Source organism: Deltaproteobacteria bacterium (genome assembly GCA_016874775.1).
Taxonomy (GTDB): domain Bacteria; phylum Desulfobacterota; class Binatia; order Bin18; family Bin18; genus VGTJ01.
The window spans coordinates 13,077-29,781 of record VGTJ01000065.1 but is presented as its reverse complement, the minus strand read 5'-3'; the positions used below and the strand labels follow the sequence as shown (position 1 = coordinate 29,781).

Here is a 16,705-nt window from a genome sequence, read left to right as displayed (position 1 = left end):
CCTGCACTGGGTGTTAGATGTCGTGTTTCGCGAAGATGCCCGCCGGGTCTATGATCGCACGACGGCGGAGAACCGGGCGTTCCTCAACCGCTTGGCCGTCTCGCTCTTACGCGGGGACCCCGGCAAAGGTTCGCTCAAAGTTAAGCGCAAACGCCCAGGCTGGCACCTGTCCTACCTCGCCCAACTCCTCGGGTTTCCCTGCACTTGAAGCGCGTTTTCCGTGCAGCTGTCGCAGGTCCGCACTGCCCGCGCTCACCAGTTCGGAGAAGTCCAGGGGCTGTCGTTAGCAGAGACCGCACGTTCCCTGGGAGTAACCACCTCGGCGATGTATAAGAGGTTGCAAAAAGTGGACACCACAGAATTCCACAAATTCAACAACGTCCCCGATTTTCCGTTTGACACCCTGTGCTGTTCCAGATATGCCCAGCGGGCGAGGAGGAAGGTGCTATGGCAACGCAGTTAACGGACGGGTATGTCTCGGCTGATGGCCATGTGGTCGAGCCGGCTGATCTGTGGACAACACGCATGGACCTGCGCTTCCGCGACCGGGCGCCCCGCGTTGAATCACGCCCCGAGGCTGATTATTACGTGATCGATGGGTTAGCTCCACTGCCGGTTGGGCTCGAAGGGGTGATGATCGAAGAGAAGATCGCTGGAGAAATTACCTCTTCGCTGGGACACCGACATGCCGATACCCGGCCGGGAGCGTGGGATCCTCGGTCGCGTTTAGCCGATCAGGATCTCGATCATCTGCGAGCTGAGGTGATTTATCCTGGCATGCTGGGACTACACTTTTTCCATATCCGAGACGCCGAATACCAACGCGAAGTGATGCGGGTGTATAACGACTGGCTAAGTGAGTTCTGTACGACTGCCCCGGATCGTCTGTTGGGAACGGCCTTTTTGCCACTCCGCGGGCCCATCGAATGGGCGTGTGAGGAAGCCGAGCGGATTACCAAGCTCGGTTTGCGAGCCGTCTCGATTCCGGGCGAGGTCGAAGAGCGCCCATATTCTCATCCTGACTATGAGCGGCTGTGGGCAACGCTACAGGAGCTAGGCTTGCCGGTTTCGACCCATGCCGGAACCGGCACAGGAGAGGAACTTCTGGTGAAGTTCGCTCGGATTGGCTTCGGCGTCGGGTTGGTTGACGGCAAGGTTGGCATGATTATGCGAGCTATGGCCGACTTGATTTGGAGCGCGGTTCCGCAACGCTATCCGCAGCTGCGCTTTGTCTTAGCCGAGGGCGGTATTGGCTGGATTGCCTCGGTGCTGACCTATATGGATCACTGGTGGCACGATCATCGCAAGTGGATGGAACCAAAACTTGACGAAGCGCCGAGTGTGTATTTTCAGCGTCAGTTTTGGGCAACGTTTGAAGACGACCGGGCGGGTATTTTGACCCGGGAAATGCTCGGTGTCGATCGTCTCATGTGGGGCGCTGACTATCCACACACTGAGGGGACCTTTCCGCGTTCTCAAGAACAAATCGCCCGCGACTTTGCCGGAGTGCCTGAAGACGAAGTGTATCAGATGGTGGTCGGCAATGCGGCGCGTTTGTACGGGCTTGCGTAATCGGTCACTGAGCGGTGTTCATAGAGAACTACAACTTATTGACAGGAGCCTTCTAATGGGTGACCCCTTTGCCCCAACAACGTCCCCGAATTGACGAATTGACCAGCCTATCTCATCGGCGGCATCAATACAGGAATCACTTGCCGGCCATGCCGTCGATAGATGCGAAAATCCGAGTCAATCGTGAAGACCCGACTCCGTGGATGCAACTCGGCCATCCGTACAAGGCAAGCATCAGCCAGGGACATCGGCACGTTGCGGTACGTTTGCTGGAGTTTACGTAGGCGGTCAAGTTCCGCTGCTACGCCAAAGGTCAGCTTCAATACCCCTTTCTCAACCATCTCTAGGACGGTCACGGAAGCACCCCCAAAGTTGTGCACTAAGAACTGTGCCTCTGACAATACAGCTTCGCACGTCATCAAAGGTGGTGGCAGCAACGAAAATTGTTCTCTTGCCCAGTAGTGATATCGATCCTTCGCGATGAGGACCGCAACGATCGGACCGGTGTCAATGAGTATCTGCTCGGCCACGAGCGTGATCCTTCAGAAGAGACTTTTCGAGGTGTTGCTTATTGCTCGACGCGTCCGTAGGTCCAGGTTGAGAGCCGACGAGATCACCCATGAGGTCAGCGCAGGAGAGCTGCTGCACGGTGTGACGATGGTTCACTAGCACCTCCTCAACACAGGCGCGAACGACGGCAGATTTACTCACCCGCCGTCGCTTTGCTTCGGTTTCGACCAAACGGCCGAGATGGGCTGGAAATTTCAGAGAAATAGTCTGCATGTCGAGAAAGTATTACAGTTTTGTCAGGGGAGCAATACCTTGAGGCGAGTATACTGCGGGGACTACGAGACGTTGCAGCTTTCTGCCGTAAAGCTCATAAAGCTGCAACGTCCCCAATTTTCTCCTAGAGAATGCAGTGAAATATATGCTGGTAAGTCACAACACCAAGATGGGCGCAGCCAAAGGCGCGGTGTTGATGGCAGAGTATCTGTATCAGAAGAACTACATCTAAATAAAACAAAAGGGGCATAGTTTTTGCCTACGCCCCTTTCTTTATACGATCACAATCACGTAATCGCGGTAACTAGATTTTTCCTTGTAGCAAAAAGGTAACCAGCAGCGCATAAATTGCGAGCGATTCGATCAGTGCGAGACCGATGATCATCGGTTGGAACAGACGGTCAGCCGAATTCGGATTGCGGCCGATCGATTCCATCGCCGATGCCACGGTTTTCCCTTGACCAATACCAGCGCCAGCGGCGGCAATACCGATACCTAAGCCAGCACCCAGACCAATCAGCCCTCTGCCAGCGCTATCGCTTCCATCTTGAGCGAATGCACTGCCAGCAGCAGCCAACAGTAACACGAACAGAAACGCACTAACCAACCCAGCCTTCTTCATACGGACTCCTTTCGAGCTTCCATCCTGACGAAGTGTTGTGGGCACGCCACTCCTCTTATCCTCTTCCTCACCTCGCCCCTTCGTCGTTCAAGAAGCGGTTAATGTGGCAATTTTAGTGGTGATCTCCGTGACCAAGCACGTTAGAGACGTAGACCATACTCAGCAACGTAAACACGAACGCTTGGAGGAAACAGACGAACGCTCCCAATAAATAGAAAATCACAGGGATGATAACTTTGGTGAGGCCAGTGAAAATTTCAATCGCCAGATGGTCACCAGTCATGTTTCCGAGAAGACGCAAACCTAGCGAGAGCGGTCGAACACAGTTGCTGATGATTTCCAAGGGAAACATCAGTGGAGCAAGGATCAGTAATGGACCAGCAAAATGTTTGAGATAGGCAAGCCCCTGCTCTTTGAACGCGACGAAGTTGTACGCGATAAACGACACCAATCCTAAAGCGAGCGACACATTAAAATTCGCCGTTGGTGGTGCAAACCCCGGCACGAGTCCAATCAAGTTGGCGAACAAGATGAAAACAAAGAACGAACCATACAGGTTGATGTACTTGCGCCAGTGGTGACCGATAGTCCCTTCGGTCATACCAGAAAGACCTTCAACCAAAATTTCGGCAATGTTACGCAAGCTGAGGGTACTATCTGGTATTGCAGGATCAGCGGCAGCGTTAAGTTGTCGACGCGCCAAAAGGGTAAAGATGACGATAATTGCGGCAACGATGAGAGAAGTTGCTACTTGATCAGGAAGAATATTTAATCCAGGGATCGCCGAAACCCAAGTAAAGGGATGCTCCATGTAGATACCGTTACTGTAGAATTGAAGACAACGATCGTTACTTTTCTGCTGTGGCGACTCGGGAACCGTTCTTCGAGTCGAGCAGGCTGACTATCATGCAGGTCATAACCAGTAAAGAGACCCCGGCCATAAAACTCAGCGGTTCAATGGGGTAACGGATAAACAAAGCGCTCAGCAACAACAGGAAAATCAGCCCTTTAGAAACGATCACAAATATCGCTCCACGTCGCTGATGTTGACCATCACCAGTCCGAAACAACAGCAATGAAACGATTTTTTTGAGCAACCAAAAGTTGACCTGCATGAGAAGGCCACCAATCAGGAAGCTCGGCACATGGCCAAGATGCAATCCCCAACTGATTAGCGTTCCTAATCCTATAAAGAGCAAATTCAAGCGCTCAATTTTTTCGATCGTCTTGTTGTTCACGTTGGGCTGACATTTGTTGCAGAGAAATCACCAGGCGATAGAAACCGCTTGCGAGGCAAAGTATTGCACCAAGGAGAACTCCCCACGGACTTGAACCAAAGTGCGAGTCAATATAACTGCCTCCGTAGATACCGACAATGGCGGCAACCGCAAACTCGATACCAATCGCACTGTACTTCGCGTAAGCGTAGAGTTGGTTATCTTTAGCCATTGGTTCTCGCACGGTGCATTGCTATCGCATACTACTCAACACTTCTTTCGCTGCCGCTACAGTCTCTTGGACCTCTGTTTCGCTATGAGCGAGGGAAATAAAAGCCGTTTCAAACTGCGAGGGTGGCAAATACACACTGCGTTCGATCATACCCTGAAAGTAACGGGCAAACATCTTCGTATCACTCTGAGTTGCGGTTGCACTATCTTTCACACTGTTCACACCAAAGAACAGCGTAAACATAGAGCCGATTTGGTTCACACAGGCAATAGTTCCAGTATCTTTGATCGCCTGTCGTAAACCTCCTGCCATCATGGTTCCCAGACCGTTCAGTCGCTCGTATGTTCCAGGGGTACTTATGATCTTTAAGGTCTCAAGACCGGCGGTAACTGCGAGCGGATTTCCAGACAGCGTTCCCGCTTGATACACAGGCCCCACAGGAGCAAGTTGGTCCATGATTTCACGTTTGCCACCGACCGCCGCTAATGGCATTCCACCGCCAACGACTTTTCCCAAACAAGTGAGGTCTGGTGTGATGTTATACCGTTCCTGCGCTCCTCCGCGGCCAACGCGAAAACCAGTGATCACTTCATCGAAAATCAACAAGGCACCATAGCGCTGCGTTACGCTTCGCAATCCAGACAAAAACTCAGCATGAGGAAGAACAAGACCCATGTTCCCAGCGATAGGTTCAACAATAACGGCAGCAATTCCTGTAGGGTCGGCTTCAAAGCGTGCCTCCACGCTTGCTAAATCGTTATATGTGGTAACAAGAGTTTGACTCGTAAAATCCTCAGGTACTCCGTGACTATCAGGAAGGCTGAACGTTAACGCCCCAGAGCCAGCTCGGACCAACAATGCGTCACTGTGACCATGATAGCAACCATCAAATTTGAGAATCTTGCCTCGCTTCGTATATCCACGCGCCAGACGAAGAGCGGTCATCGTCGCTTCAGTCCCAGAAGACGTCAAGCGAACTTTATCTATCGATGGCACTGCTTCAATGATTGCTTTTGCCAGCTCAATCTCTTTTGGTGTCGGTGCCCCAAAGCTCGTTCCTCGTTTTAAGCTCTCTTCAATGGCCTTCACAATTTGTGGGTGCGCATGCCCAGCAATCAACGGCCCCCAAGAGCCTACGTAATCTACATATTCTTTCCCATCGGCATCAATCACTCTGCAGCCGCGACCACGCTGAATAAAGAGTGGATTGCCGCCAACTGCGCGCCAGGCGCGGACGGGACTGTTCACTCCACCGGGGATGTATTGTTGCGCTTCGAGAAAAAGCTTATGGGACGTAGACATAGAGAGTACTCAATACAAGAGAAAATTTTCCTTCAGCTAACACCCCCGCTCCCACGCGTCAAGGTAAAGAAAAAATCTCTGCGAAGACAAACACTTCCACACCCCCTTAAATTTTTACTTGCAATAAAAAAAAAAAACGTTTAAGCCTTCGCATACTCGTTACTGTTATAAATTTTTCCAGTACATATAGGTGAAGGAAAGTAGTGAAGTCCTTTCCCCTCCCTCCCAATTACGGTGTTGTAGCACCGGGGTGACCCTGGGATGGAGTAGAAGAAGGTGGGGGAGAGGTATGTGGAAAACTCCGTGGTGGAGGGGGGAAAACTTCCTATGGCAACGCAAGTTGGAGAGTTATTCACAGGTGTGAATAACTTCCTCACCAAGGTAATTGGGGAGGGTGGCGTGCAGCGGGTGTGGGAACAGGTGCTGAGTGAAGTGGCAGGGAAAGTCGGGGTAATACAGACCGAAACCTGGCTCAAACCAATACGACCTCTCATGTTACGAGAGGACACGTTACACCTTGAAGTACCAAATGCACTCTTTCGCGATTGGCTTCTAGAAAATCTGATGCCAATTCTGCAAGAGAGCCTCGCAAACATCGTTGGTCGTGCGGTTCACATCACGTTCCACATAGCGACGAAGAAACAAGGCGAACTCTTTCCATCTGTGGTTGAAGAGAAAGAAGAGAAGCCTGACGCGCCTCGCAGCACGACCAAGAAAAATGGACTCGTCCTCAATTACACCTTTTCGACATTCATCGTCGGTGGTGGCAATCAATTTGCGCACGCAGCAGCACGTGCGGTTGCCGAAAGCCCTGGGAAAAATTACAACCCGCTTTTTATCTATGGAGGGGTTGGTCTAGGAAAAACCCATCTCATTAATGCTATTGGCCATGAAGCTATTGTGAAACAAGGCTGCAAAAGCGTCTTTTACTTGTCTTCAGAGTCATTTACTAATGAATTGATCTCCCACTTGCGGCGCGACCGCATGGATGACTTCAAGAGTAAGTTTCGTCAAGCAGACGTATTGATCCTTGATGACGTGCAATTTCTCTCTGGTCGAGAACGTACGCAGGAAGAATTTTTCCACACGTTCAATACATTACATCAGTCGCACAAACAGATCATTCTCACTTCAGATAAATTCCCCAATGAGATAGACGGACTGGAAGAACGACTGCGAAATCGCTTTGAGAGTGGATTGATTGCTGACATCCAGCCACCAGACCTGGAAACTCGGGTCGCGATATTACAGAAGAAAGCGCAACTGAAACGTATTCCGTTAACGCAAGAGATCGCACTCTTTATCGCCACCCATGTGACCGCCAACGTGCGGGAACTCGAAGGTGGACTCACCAAGCTTGGGGCACTTGCGGAGCTGACAAAAAATCCCATTACCATCGATCTCGCTACTCAAGTCCTGCAAAACCTTTTGAAAGGTGAGAAAGGAAAGGAGAAGGAAGTTTCTATCGAGACCGTACAAAAGGCAGTCTGCAAGTACTTTGGCATACGGGTTGGTGACTTGACTTCTAAGAAGCGCACCCAGTTCGTTGCCTTTCCCCGCCAGGTTGCCATGTTTCTTTGTCGCAAGTTAGCTGGTGCCTCTTATCCAATGATCGGCGTTCGCTTTGGAGGCAAAGACCACACCACTGCTCTGTATGCGTGTTCAGCGATAGAAAAACGCTTGAAAGAAGATGATGAATTACGATCAGTGCTCACACGGATTGAGCACCTCGTTTACGGCGGCAATGAGGAATAGAAATAATGTTTGAGAGGGTGTGAATAACCCTGTGGATAACCTGTGAATAACCCTGTGGATAACCTGTGAATAACTATGTGAATAACCCTGTGGATAACCTGTGAATAACTATGTGAATAACCTGTGGATAACCTGTGAATAACTTTTGCCCTGTGAATAACTTTGCAGAGTTATTCACAGGGGGGTGTGAATAACTTCTCCTTTATATTTCAATAACATAAGTGACTTATCCACATATTCACACCCCCCTACTATTACTATTTATAAAAAATAAAGAAGAATAGTAGAAAGAGGGGAGAGAGAAATAACGCTGTGAATTGATGGGATGAGGTTGTGAAAAAGTGGTGAGTAAGAAAAAAAGAGAACGTTAAAAGTACGGAAAGAAGACAACAGAAAAAACGGGAGATCGATATGGAAAGCACGCTAGAGAAAGAAGACCTGCTCCGTTGTTTGTACCTGGTGCAAGGAGTTGTCGAGAAGCGTTCGACTCTGCCGATTCTTTCTCATGTCCTCATCGAGTCTGGAGAGGGAGAACTCTCACTCGGTGCCACTGACCTTGAGGTGGGAATACGACAACGCTGCAAAGCGACCGTAAAGAAAACTGGGGCAGTGACAACCGATGCCAGAAAGCTTTACGAGATCATTCGCGAGTTACCTCCAAATCTTATTGCGCTTCGCTCTACAGGGAATGGTTGGGTTGAGGTCAGTAGCGGCAGGTCCCGCTTCCGCATGGCGAGTCTGGATCCGAAAGAATTCCCAGCTATCGGTCCGTCCTCTCTCGGCTCTCAAGGCGATGAGAAAAAAGCCTCGGTCACTCTTCCCAGCCAGACCCTACGAGAAATGATCGAGAAGACGCTTTTTGCGGCCTCTCCTGATGAGTCAAGGCCAAACCTCAGCGGCGTCTATATCGAGCCGTGTAGCGCCGGTAAAGCGCAAAAAACGGGTAAGCTACGAATGGTCTCAAGTGACGGACACCGGCTGTCCCTCATCGAGCGGGAAACTGTCAGTGCGTATTCTTCATGGCCGAGTACAATTCTTCCTCGCAAAGGTCTTGTTGAAGCTCGCAAGCTACTCGAAAAAGGAGAGGATAACGTCGAGTTCTGCATCCAGGGAGCAACAGCGACGCTCACGAAAGAGTCCACTGAGCTTTCGATGCGATTGGTCGAAGGTGAATTTCCTGACTATCAACAAGTGATTCCCAAAGAAAAGAATCACGCCATTTCCTTTTCACGAGAAGATCTGCTCGGCGCGTTACGTCGATTACTTGTCCTTACTACCGAACGTTCTCGCGGTGTCAAATTACAGATCGAGAAAGAGAAGATGGAGGTCTCAGTGAATACCCCAGATCTCGGTGAGGGAGTTGAAGAGCTCGCGATCGAACACGGCGGGGATAATCTGATCGTCGGCTTCAATGGCCGCTATCTCACCGAGATGCTCAATGTCATCGCAGAAGAGCAGAAAATGACCCTGTACCTCAAAGATGAATCAAGCCCAGGACTCATAAAGGCAGAGAAAGACGACGACTTTTCCTATGTAGTTATGCCTATGAGAATTTTTTAATTTTGAAAAGATGTTTTGAATTGCTGTTATTCTTTAAATCCTGTTTACTTAAGAGGTCATAGATGATAATCTCGCTCGGCTTACAAAAAAAAGAAAATAACAATTTTCTAAAGTTATTTTTGAGGAGTGCATGCTCGAGCAAGATTACGGAGCGGGCCACATCAAGGTTCTTGAAGGACTCGAAGCGGTACGCAAAAGACCAGGGATGTACATTGGCGATACCGCGGAGAGAGGATTCCATCACCTCGTTTTCGAAGTCGTCGATAACTCTGTTGACGAAGCACTAGCTGGATACTGTACTGACATCAAAGTCATCCTTCATATCGATAACAGTGTCACCGTAGAAGATAATGGTCGTGGCATTCCCACCGAGATCCATGAGACCGAAGGAGTCTCTGCCACACAAGTAGTGCTGACCAAGCTCCACGCCGGGGGAAAGTTCGACAAAGGCGCCTATAAAGTTTCGGGCGGCCTTCATGGTGTTGGTATTTCCGTGGTCAACGCACTTTCTGAGCAAGTTGATCTTGAGATTAAGCGAAATGGGAGGGTTTATCAGCAGCGGTACCATAGAGGCACCCCAGAAGAAGAACTCAAAGAGGTCGGCGTTACTGAAGAACGTGGAACAAAAGTTACGTTTAAGCCTGATATTGAAGTATTCGGCGAACGGGAGTTCAGTTTCGACTATCTTTCTCAGCGACTCAGAGAACTGGCATTTCTAAACTCTGGGCTGCGAATTTCCATTTCTGATGAACGTGATCCAGAAAAACACCACGACTTCTTTTACGAAGGCGGCATTGTTTCCTTCGTCGAGCATCTTGGGCGAGCAAAAACCCCGATTCATCCCAAAGTCATTTATCTCAAGGGCGAAAAAGATGGGAGTGAAGCTGAAGTCGCCCTGCAATGGAACGACGGTTACGCGGAAAACATCTACACTTTTGCCAACAACATAAACACTGTTGAAGGTGGAACCCATCTTGTCGGTCTAAAGGCGGCACTCACACGCACTGTGAACTCGTATGCGGTTTCTTACGGTCTTCTCAAAAAAGACCAGGAAGGGCTTCAAGGAGAAGACATTCGCGAAGGACTGACTGCGGTTATCAGTGCAAAAGTTCCCGAACCACAATTCGAAGGACAGACCAAAACTAAGCTTGGCAATAGCGAGGTCAAAGGTTTCATCGAAGCACTGATTAACGAAAAACTTGGTGCCTACTTTGAAGAACATCCAGCCGAAGCAAAGAGAATCGGTCAAAAAAGCCTCGAAGCGTCTCGCGCCCGCGAGGCTGCGCGAAAAGCCAAAGAACTCGCACGCCGGAAGGGAGCGCTCGATTCAGGTTCTCTTCCTGGAAAACTCGCGGACTGCCAGGAACGCGATCCTGCAAAGAGTGAAATTTTTATTGTTGAGGGTGATTCAGCCGGTGGGTCAGCGAAGCAGGGCAGAAATCGCGCTAACCAAGCTATTCTTCCCCTACGAGGCAAGATTCTTAACGTTGAGAAAGCTCGCTTCGATAAGATGCTCTCTTCTCAGGAAATAAAATTACTCATCACCGCTCTTGGTGCCGGAGTTGGCAGAGAAGAAAGTGACTTGTCGAAATTGCGGTATCACAAGGTCATTATTATGACCGACGCAGATGTCGACGGCTCACATATCCGTACTTTGTTGTTGACTTTTTTCTATCGCCAACTTCCTGGCATCATAGAAAATGGCTACCTGTGTATCGCTCAACCGCCTCTCTATCGCGTGAAGAAAGGGAAACAGGAGCGATACGTCAGAGACGATAACGCACTCGAAGACTTCCTCATCAACATCGGTATCGAAAACGTCACAATTGGAAAATTAGAGGGAGAACAGCTCAAGAGTTGGGTGAAAGATTTCGCTCGGTGTGAAAAACTCCTCGATCTCGTCGAAAGAAAAGGCAAGGATCGAAGACTGGTATCAGCACTTTTCAACCAGCCAGAATTTTCTCCAGAGATTCTCAAAGACCGTCCCACTCTTGAGAAAGTTTTTTCTGTTGCTGAAGAAACAGTCAAAACTCGGTTTCCAGATTTGCGTCCCATTTCCTTTTTTGCCGAAGAGGACAAAGAGATCGGTGGCTATCGCATTGTCGCAACAGCAAAAACCAATGGCTCCGGTATCCGCACCGTTTTTGACGACGATTTCCTCACATCTCCAGAAGCACAGGAACTCATTCGCTCCTTTACCGAACTTCGAGTGATCGGTTCCGCTCCGTTCTCTTTAGTAGAGAAGAATGAAACCGCAACACTTGCTGATCAGCAAGCCGTTGTCGATTTTATCCATTCCCGCTCCCGTCAAGGCATGGAAATTCAACGCTATAAAGGGCTGGGAGAAATGAACCCAGGGCAACTCTGGGAGACAACGATGGACCCAGAGTCGCGTACCCTCCTGCATGTGAAGATCGAAGACGCATACGAAGCCGACGAAGTCTTTTCCACACTCATGGGAGATGAAGTCGAACCACGACGTCGATTCATCGAAGAGAACGCCCTGGCTGCAAAGAATCTGGACATTTAGGACATAAGACGTAAAGCGTAAGACGCAGAAGAAAACAAAAATACGTAATCCACCAAGCATAAGGGAAGGCAAGGTGGTTACGTTTTATTCTTTACGTTTTACGAATCATTTTTCTCTATGGAATCACCATCGCCAAATCACAATTTAGTCGCTGTTAATATCGAACAGGAAATGCGGCAGTCCTACATGGACTACGCCATGAGCGTCATCATCGGGCGCGCGCTCCCTGATGTTCGTGACGGACTCAAGCCTGTGCACCGCCGCGTTCTCTACGCCATGTCGGAGCTCGGCAACGACTGGAACCGCGCGTACAAAAAATCAGCGCGTATTGTTGGTGATGTCATCGGTAAATACCATCCGCATGGCGACGTTGCAGTGTATGACACTATCGTCCGCATGGCACAGGACTTCTCCTTGCGTTATCCGCTTGTGGACGGCCAGGGGAACTTTGGCTCGATAGATGGTGATCCTCCAGCAGCCATGCGCTACACCGAAATTCGCATGACGCGCATCGCGAGTGAAATGCTCGCTGATATTGACCGTGATACCGTTGATTTTGCACCAAACTACGACGACTCAACCCAAGAGCCTCTTGTCCTTCCAGCCAAGATTCCCAACCTATTGATCAACGGTGCTTCGGGCATTGCCGTTGGTATGTCGACTAACATTCCTCCTCACAATCTTGGCGAAGTCACTGATGCGCTGATCGCATTGCTTGAGAATCCAGCGCTTACGAACACTGATCTGCGGCGTTATATTCCTGGTCCAGATTTTCCGACTGGCGCGTATATTTATGGCACCAGCGGAATTCGCGAAGCGTATGAGACCGGCAAAGGCATTGTGCAGATGCGTGCTCGGACGTCGATCGAGACCAACGAGCGTACTGGAAAGAACACGATCATCGTCAACGAAATTCCTTTTCAAGTGAATAAAGCGCGGCTCATTGAGCGTATTGCTGATCTGGTTCATGAGAAGCGTATCGAGGGCATTTCTGACCTGCGTGATGAATCTGATCGTGAAGGAATGCGCATCGTCATTGAACTCAAGCGCGACGCTGTTCCTAAAGTCGTCGTGAACCAGTTGTATAAGATGACGCCGATGCAAGAATCTTTTGGTGTCATCCTACTTGCAATTGTCGATGGCCGCCCCAAGCTTCTTACCTTAAAAGATACGCTAATCCTGTTTCTTGCTCACCGCCGCGAGGTTGTGCGACGCCGAACCGCTTTTGATCTAAGGAAAGCGCAGGACCGGCTCCATATTCTCGACGGATTGCGTATCGCTCTCAACAATCTCGATGCAGTGTTGCAAGTTATTCGCCAGGGACAAAACCCAGCCTCTGTTCGTGAGAAGCTAATGACGCAATTCGCTCTGAGCGAAGTACAAGCGCAAGCAATTCTCGATATGCGCCTGCAACGGCTCACTCAACTTGAGCAAGGAAAGATCATTGAGGAGCACAACGAGACTGTCGCATTAATTAGTCGTCTACAAGAAGTGTTGGCCAGTGCCCAAGAAATCGATGCGATCATTAAAGAAGAGCTGAACGACATTAAAAATCGCTTTGCTGATGAGCGACGCACGCAAATCGTTTCCGAAACGACCGACCTTTCTGATGAAGATCTTATTGCCGAAGAAGACATGGTCGTGACCGTCTCGCACGAAGGCTACATCAAACGTAACCAGGTCACTCTGTACCGTTCGCAAAAGCGTGGTGGCAAAGGCGTTGTTGGTGCGAATACCAGAGAAGAAGATTTCGTCGAGCACCTTTTTGTTTCTTCTACGCACTCGTTTCTCTTAGTGTTTACCACTAAAGGTCGTGTGTACTGGGTAAAAGTACACGAAATTCCGCAAGCGAGTCGTACTGCGAGAGGAAAAGCACTGGTCAATTTATTGCCCCTGAAAGAAGGAGAACGGATCTCTGCCTTTCTGCCAGTGCGTGAGTTCAAAGAGGGAAATTTTCTCATCTTTGCCACGCGCAAGGGACTCGTGAAGAAGACCGAATTAATGGCCTACTCCAACCCGCGTCGCGACGGAATTATTGCACTGGCCTTAGAAGACGATGACGAAGTCATCGGCGTGCGACTCACCGACGGGCAGCAAGAGGTGCTGCTATCGACAAAGAGTGGTCAAGCGATTCGTTTTTCTGAAGAAGAAGTCCGACCAACTGGGCGTGGTACGTATGGTGTGAAAGGCATTACGATTGACGACAGTGATGCCGTCGTCTCTTTAGAAACGATTAACAAAGAAGCCACACTCTTGACAGTGTCTGCTCGCGGTTATGGAAAACGCAGTGACGTTGACGGATACCGGGTACAGTCGCGAGGTGGTAAAGGTGTCATTACCATGCGTACCACTGACAAGACCGGAGAGGTTGTCAGTGTTCGACAAGTAAAAGATGATGACCACCTTATGCTTGTGACCGACACTGGAAGAATCATCCGCCTGCGTATGGCAGAACTCCGTATCATAGGAAGGAACACCCAAGGGGTAAGGCTCCTCAACACTAGCCCAGATGAGAGAGTCGTGAGCCTTGCGCTTCTTGCAGAAAAAGAGGATGAAGTAGCAGCAGAAGAAGTTGTCGTCTCGGTGGACGACGAAATTACATCTACATCAGAGGAGGACGTATGAGTGTCCAAATTGGGCAAAAGGCCCCAGATTTCACGTTAAAGACCAATAAAATGGCCGATCTCAAGCTCAGTGATCTGCAAGGGAAAAAGAACGCGGTCCTACTATTCGTGCCGCTTGCGTTCACCCAGGTGTGCACCAAGGAATTTTGTTCAGTACGTGACAGTGTGAATTCCTTACAGAATGATGCAACACAGGTTGTTGGGATCAGTGTTGATAGTCCTTTTTCACTTGATGCATGGGCAGCCAAAGAAGGATACAACTTTCCCTTGTTGAGCGATTTCAATAAAACGGTCTCGGCAGCGTATGGATCCCTGTACGACAATCTGCTCGGCTTCAATGGTGTCTCTAAAAGATCTGCTTTCGTCATCGATAAGACAGGAACCGTCAGATACGCCTGGGTTAGCGAAGACGCGAGAAATATGCCTGACCTAGACCAGATTCGTTCTTGCTTACAACAGCTCAGCTAATCGGAATAGCCCTCAATGGAGAGACGTCATGTCGGAGCGTCGCTCCGAAAAATCCGCCATCTTTCCTCGTTATTGAGAAAGCCTCCCTGTTTTTCTCTCTTTCTTTGGTAAGGCAATCAAGGTCAGAACTGCCCATACCCCGAACACACATCCAAGAAGAGTCCACAATCCTCTCGGGTATCCATTGTTGTACGCAAAGAGACGGCACATGATACCGTCGAGCAGGTGAACGACAATGGCTGTGCCGAGTAACACAGAAAATGGGAGATCACAGGCGATAAAACGTAACCCAGTAAAGTATCCGAGAAAAATCTCCCAACTCACGTTTTCTCTTCCTCTCCGAGAATTGTCTGTTATACTAACGAAAAAGTCTTTCGTTCGTTTTATACAGGAACAATGAAAGAAGAACAGACCATTTTCGACAAGCTCTACGAAGCTGGTGAAGAAGGTGTCGCGCGTTTTGCCAAAGAGGCACTTTCTCATCCAGCCGTTTCTGGCTTTATGAAACAGGCTCTTCGTAATGCCTCATCAACAAAAGGTAAGATCGATAAGAGCATGGATACGTTGCTTGCACTGCTGAATCTTCCCTCAAAAGAGGATTACAATCGTTTGCTCACGAAAGTCGAGACTTTACAAGGTATCCTGGTGAACCTAAACATCAAGGTCGACCGTCTTCTCGCCGAGCAAGCAAAAAGCAAGAAAAGCGCGCCGCGAAAGAAAGTCGCTTCCCCGCCAAAACCCTAAACTCTCCGGGTGTGGTAAATTATTCCGTTTTCCTTCCGATTCATCTTAAGGATTGACCATTGGTGGGGATCTACATCACATGATATAGTAATTGGCGGCTGTTGGGCGGTGGATTGGTGTCTGGGGAATATTCAATTATGAAAAGAAACTTCTCATCTCGTGTGTGGTTGTGTGTTTTTGGATGTAGCCTTCTTCTCGTAGGTACCAGTTCCGCTGACACCTGGACCGAAGAGCAATTCTATCGCAAGACGATTATCGTCGCTCGCCCGTTTTCTCTCCCGCGAGGGCAAAGCGATATGCAAGCACAAACTATTGTTGGTTCTCCTCGTGAGTACACCGTGCAGAAAAAAGATACGTTGCTTGATATCGCTCGCTATTTTGACCTTGGATACAACGAATTAGTACAGGTGTATCCCGACATGGACCCCTGGCTTCCCCCAATGGGAGAAACGTTGGCGTTACCAACCTTCTGGACTCTTCCGAAGAGCAGCAATGAAGGGGTCGTGGTCAATATTCCCGAGATGCGGCTCTACTACTTTCCTCCACGAGAAAAAGGAGAAACGCAACGAACAGTTGTAACGTTGCCGGTAGGGTTGGGACGCGAAGACTGGCCTACGCCAATTGCAAAGTTCAAGATCAGCGGCAAAACACCAAACCCAACTTGGGTGATCCCAGAATCAATCAAAAAAGAGCGTATCGCTGAGAAAGGCTGGAGCGAGGATTTCATTCCGGGTGGCTCGCCTGATAACCCGATGGGGAAATATAAAATCCAATTGACCCTGCCCATGTATGCGATTCACGATACCAATAATCCGTGGGCGGTTGGTCGCCTCGTAACGCACGGCTGCATCCGTTTGTACCCAGAAGACATTCAGCAGTTCTTCAATGTCATCCGTATCGGTGTGCCAGGGGAGTTTGTCTATCAACCGGTGAAAATCGGTTTTCTCAATGGCAAAGTCTACGCTGAAGTACACGAAGATATTTACGGTCTCATTCCCGACCTCTGGCAAGAGGCACAAAAAGTTGCCCGCGAAAGCGGTTGGGACGATATGATCGACAAGAATCTTTTGCTTAAAGTCTTGCTCAAGAAAAACGGCGTGCCAACTGATGTTACCGTAGGTTCCCGTTTGGAGGAGCCAGAACAGCAGTACGAACAACCCCAAGAAGTGTATGAGCAGCAACAGCCAAAGAAACAAAACGAGCCTGAAGGAGGCTATGAGCAAGAAACTCCTCCACAAGATTTTGACAACACTGAAGCCAGAAATACCATTGGTGTAATGACAGCATCTGAGTAAG

The 16,705-nt window shown here is 49.4% G+C and carries 16 protein-coding genes; 8 read left to right on the top strand and 8 right to left on the bottom strand.

Annotated features, from left to right (window positions below):
* Positions 1–447: 447 nt before the first annotated feature.
* Positions 448–1,572, top strand: coding sequence for an amidohydrolase (locus FJ147_12790; GenBank protein MBM4256761.1), 1,125 nt, complete (start codon positions 448–450; stop codon positions 1,570–1,572).
* A 107-nt stretch (positions 1,573–1,679) separates the two neighbouring features.
* Here FJ147_12790 and FJ147_12785 read toward each other — a convergent pair whose 3' ends face one another.
* From FJ147_12785 to hemL, 7 genes are all read right to left on the bottom strand, one after another.
* On the bottom strand, positions 1,680–2,102 hold the full coding sequence (locus FJ147_12785) for a PIN domain-containing protein (GenBank protein ID MBM4256760.1): 423 nt from the start codon (positions 2,100–2,102) through the stop codon (positions 1,680–1,682).
* The gene (locus FJ147_12780; GenBank protein MBM4256759.1) at positions 2,080–2,355 is read right to left on the bottom strand and encodes a hypothetical protein; all 276 of its coding nucleotides are present in this window, start codon (positions 2,353–2,355) and stop codon (positions 2,080–2,082) included. Before FJ147_12780 ends, FJ147_12785 begins: the two co-directional genes overlap by 23 nt.
* 304 nt (positions 2,356–2,659) lie before the next feature.
* Complete coding sequence (locus tag FJ147_12775) at positions 2,660–2,977, bottom strand: ATP synthase F0 subunit C (GenBank protein MBM4256758.1); 318 nt, start codon at positions 2,975–2,977, stop codon at positions 2,660–2,662.
* A 112-nt stretch (positions 2,978–3,089) separates the two neighbouring features.
* The gene (gene atpB / locus FJ147_12770; protein MBM4256757.1) at positions 3,090–3,788 is read right to left on the bottom strand and encodes a F0F1 ATP synthase subunit A; all 699 of its coding nucleotides are present in this window, start codon (positions 3,786–3,788) and stop codon (positions 3,090–3,092) included.
* Positions 3,789–3,825: 37 nt separating this feature from the next.
* Positions 3,826–4,215, bottom strand: coding sequence for a hypothetical protein (locus FJ147_12765; GenBank protein ID MBM4256756.1), 390 nt, complete (start codon positions 4,213–4,215; stop codon positions 3,826–3,828).
* Positions 4,187–4,426 (bottom strand): AtpZ/AtpI family protein, encoded by a 240-nt coding sequence (locus FJ147_12760; GenBank protein MBM4256755.1) that lies wholly within the window; start codon positions 4,424–4,426, stop codon positions 4,187–4,189. The genes FJ147_12765 and FJ147_12760 overlap by 29 nt, the downstream gene beginning before the upstream one ends.
* Positions 4,427–4,447: 21 nt before the next feature.
* Complete coding sequence (hemL, locus tag FJ147_12755; protein ID MBM4256754.1) at positions 4,448–5,728, bottom strand: glutamate-1-semialdehyde-2,1-aminomutase; 1,281 nt, start codon at positions 5,726–5,728, stop codon at positions 4,448–4,450.
* 399 nt (positions 5,729–6,127) lie between these two features.
* On the opposite strand from hemL, the gene dnaA reads away from it, so the two are divergent.
* The 5 genes from dnaA to FJ147_12730 all read left to right on the top strand — a co-directional run bounded on the left by dnaA (position 6,128) and on the right by FJ147_12730 (position 14,665).
* The gene (gene dnaA / locus FJ147_12750; GenBank protein MBM4256753.1) at positions 6,128–7,483 is read left to right on the top strand and encodes a chromosomal replication initiator protein DnaA; all 1,356 of its coding nucleotides are present in this window, start codon (positions 6,128–6,130) and stop codon (positions 7,481–7,483) included.
* A 411-nt stretch (positions 7,484–7,894) separates the two neighbouring features.
* On the top strand, positions 7,895–9,043 hold the full coding sequence (dnaN, locus tag FJ147_12745; GenBank protein MBM4256752.1) for a DNA polymerase III subunit beta: 1,149 nt from the start codon (positions 7,895–7,897) through the stop codon (positions 9,041–9,043).
* 130 nt (positions 9,044–9,173) lie between these two features.
* Entirely contained in the window at positions 9,174–11,573 is a 2,400-nt protein-coding gene (gyrB, locus tag FJ147_12740) for a DNA topoisomerase (ATP-hydrolyzing) subunit B (GenBank protein MBM4256751.1), read from the top strand.
* Between the two features lie 117 nt (positions 11,574–11,690).
* Complete coding sequence (gene gyrA, locus FJ147_12735; GenBank protein MBM4256750.1) at positions 11,691–14,198, top strand: DNA gyrase subunit A; 2,508 nt, start codon at positions 11,691–11,693, stop codon at positions 14,196–14,198.
* Entirely contained in the window at positions 14,195–14,665 is a 471-nt protein-coding gene (locus FJ147_12730) for a peroxiredoxin (GenBank protein MBM4256749.1), read from the top strand. Before gyrA ends, FJ147_12730 begins: the two co-directional genes overlap by 4 nt.
* A gap of 69 nt (positions 14,666–14,734) precedes the next feature.
* On the opposite strand, the gene FJ147_12725 is transcribed toward FJ147_12730, so the two are convergent.
* Positions 14,735–14,989, bottom strand: coding sequence for a hypothetical protein (locus tag FJ147_12725; protein ID MBM4256748.1), 255 nt, complete (start codon positions 14,987–14,989; stop codon positions 14,735–14,737).
* 72 nt (positions 14,990–15,061) lie between these two features.
* On the opposite strand from FJ147_12725, the gene FJ147_12720 reads away from it, so the two are divergent.
* Both FJ147_12720 and FJ147_12715 read left to right on the top strand, forming a co-directional pair.
* The gene (locus tag FJ147_12720; protein ID MBM4256747.1) at positions 15,062–15,409 is read left to right on the top strand and encodes a hypothetical protein; all 348 of its coding nucleotides are present in this window, start codon (positions 15,062–15,064) and stop codon (positions 15,407–15,409) included.
* Between the two features lie 137 nt (positions 15,410–15,546).
* Positions 15,547–16,704 carry a L,D-transpeptidase gene (locus tag FJ147_12715; GenBank protein ID MBM4256746.1) on the top strand — a complete coding sequence of 386 codons (1,158 nt, stop codon included), beginning with the start codon at positions 15,547–15,549 and terminating at the stop codon, positions 16,702–16,704.
* Position 16,705: the final 1 nt, after the last annotated feature.

Excerpts from the sequence above, each read along its gene's own strand:
- FJ147_12715 (MBM4256746.1), top strand. The coding sequence starts at position 15,547 with ATGAAAAGAAACTTCTCATCTCGTGTGTGGTTGTGTGTTTTTGGATGT.
- hemL (MBM4256754.1), bottom strand. The coding sequence starts at position 5,728 with ATGTCTACGTCCCATAAGCTTTTTCTCGAAGCGCAACAATACATCCCC.
- FJ147_12760 (MBM4256755.1), bottom strand. The coding sequence starts at position 4,426 with ATGGCTAAAGATAACCAACTCTACGCTTACGCGAAGTACAGTGCGATT.
- gyrB (MBM4256751.1), top strand. The coding sequence starts at position 9,174 with ATGCTCGAGCAAGATTACGGAGCGGGCCACATCAAGGTTCTTGAAGGA.
- FJ147_12730 (MBM4256749.1), top strand. The coding sequence starts at position 14,195 with ATGAGTGTCCAAATTGGGCAAAAGGCCCCAGATTTCACGTTAAAGACC.
- FJ147_12790 (MBM4256761.1), top strand. The coding sequence starts at position 448 with ATGGCAACGCAGTTAACGGACGGGTATGTCTCGGCTGATGGCCATGTG.
- FJ147_12720 (MBM4256747.1), top strand. The coding sequence starts at position 15,062 with ATGAAAGAAGAACAGACCATTTTCGACAAGCTCTACGAAGCTGGTGAA.
- gyrA (MBM4256750.1), top strand. The coding sequence starts at position 11,691 with ATGGAATCACCATCGCCAAATCACAATTTAGTCGCTGTTAATATCGAA.
- FJ147_12775 (MBM4256758.1), bottom strand. The coding sequence starts at position 2,977 with ATGAAGAAGGCTGGGTTGGTTAGTGCGTTTCTGTTCGTGTTACTGTTG.
- FJ147_12780 (MBM4256759.1), bottom strand. The coding sequence starts at position 2,355 with ATGCAGACTATTTCTCTGAAATTTCCAGCCCATCTCGGCCGTTTGGTC.
- dnaN (MBM4256752.1), top strand. The coding sequence starts at position 7,895 with ATGGAAAGCACGCTAGAGAAAGAAGACCTGCTCCGTTGTTTGTACCTG.
- atpB (MBM4256757.1), bottom strand. The coding sequence starts at position 3,788 with ATGGAGCATCCCTTTACTTGGGTTTCGGCGATCCCTGGATTAAATATT.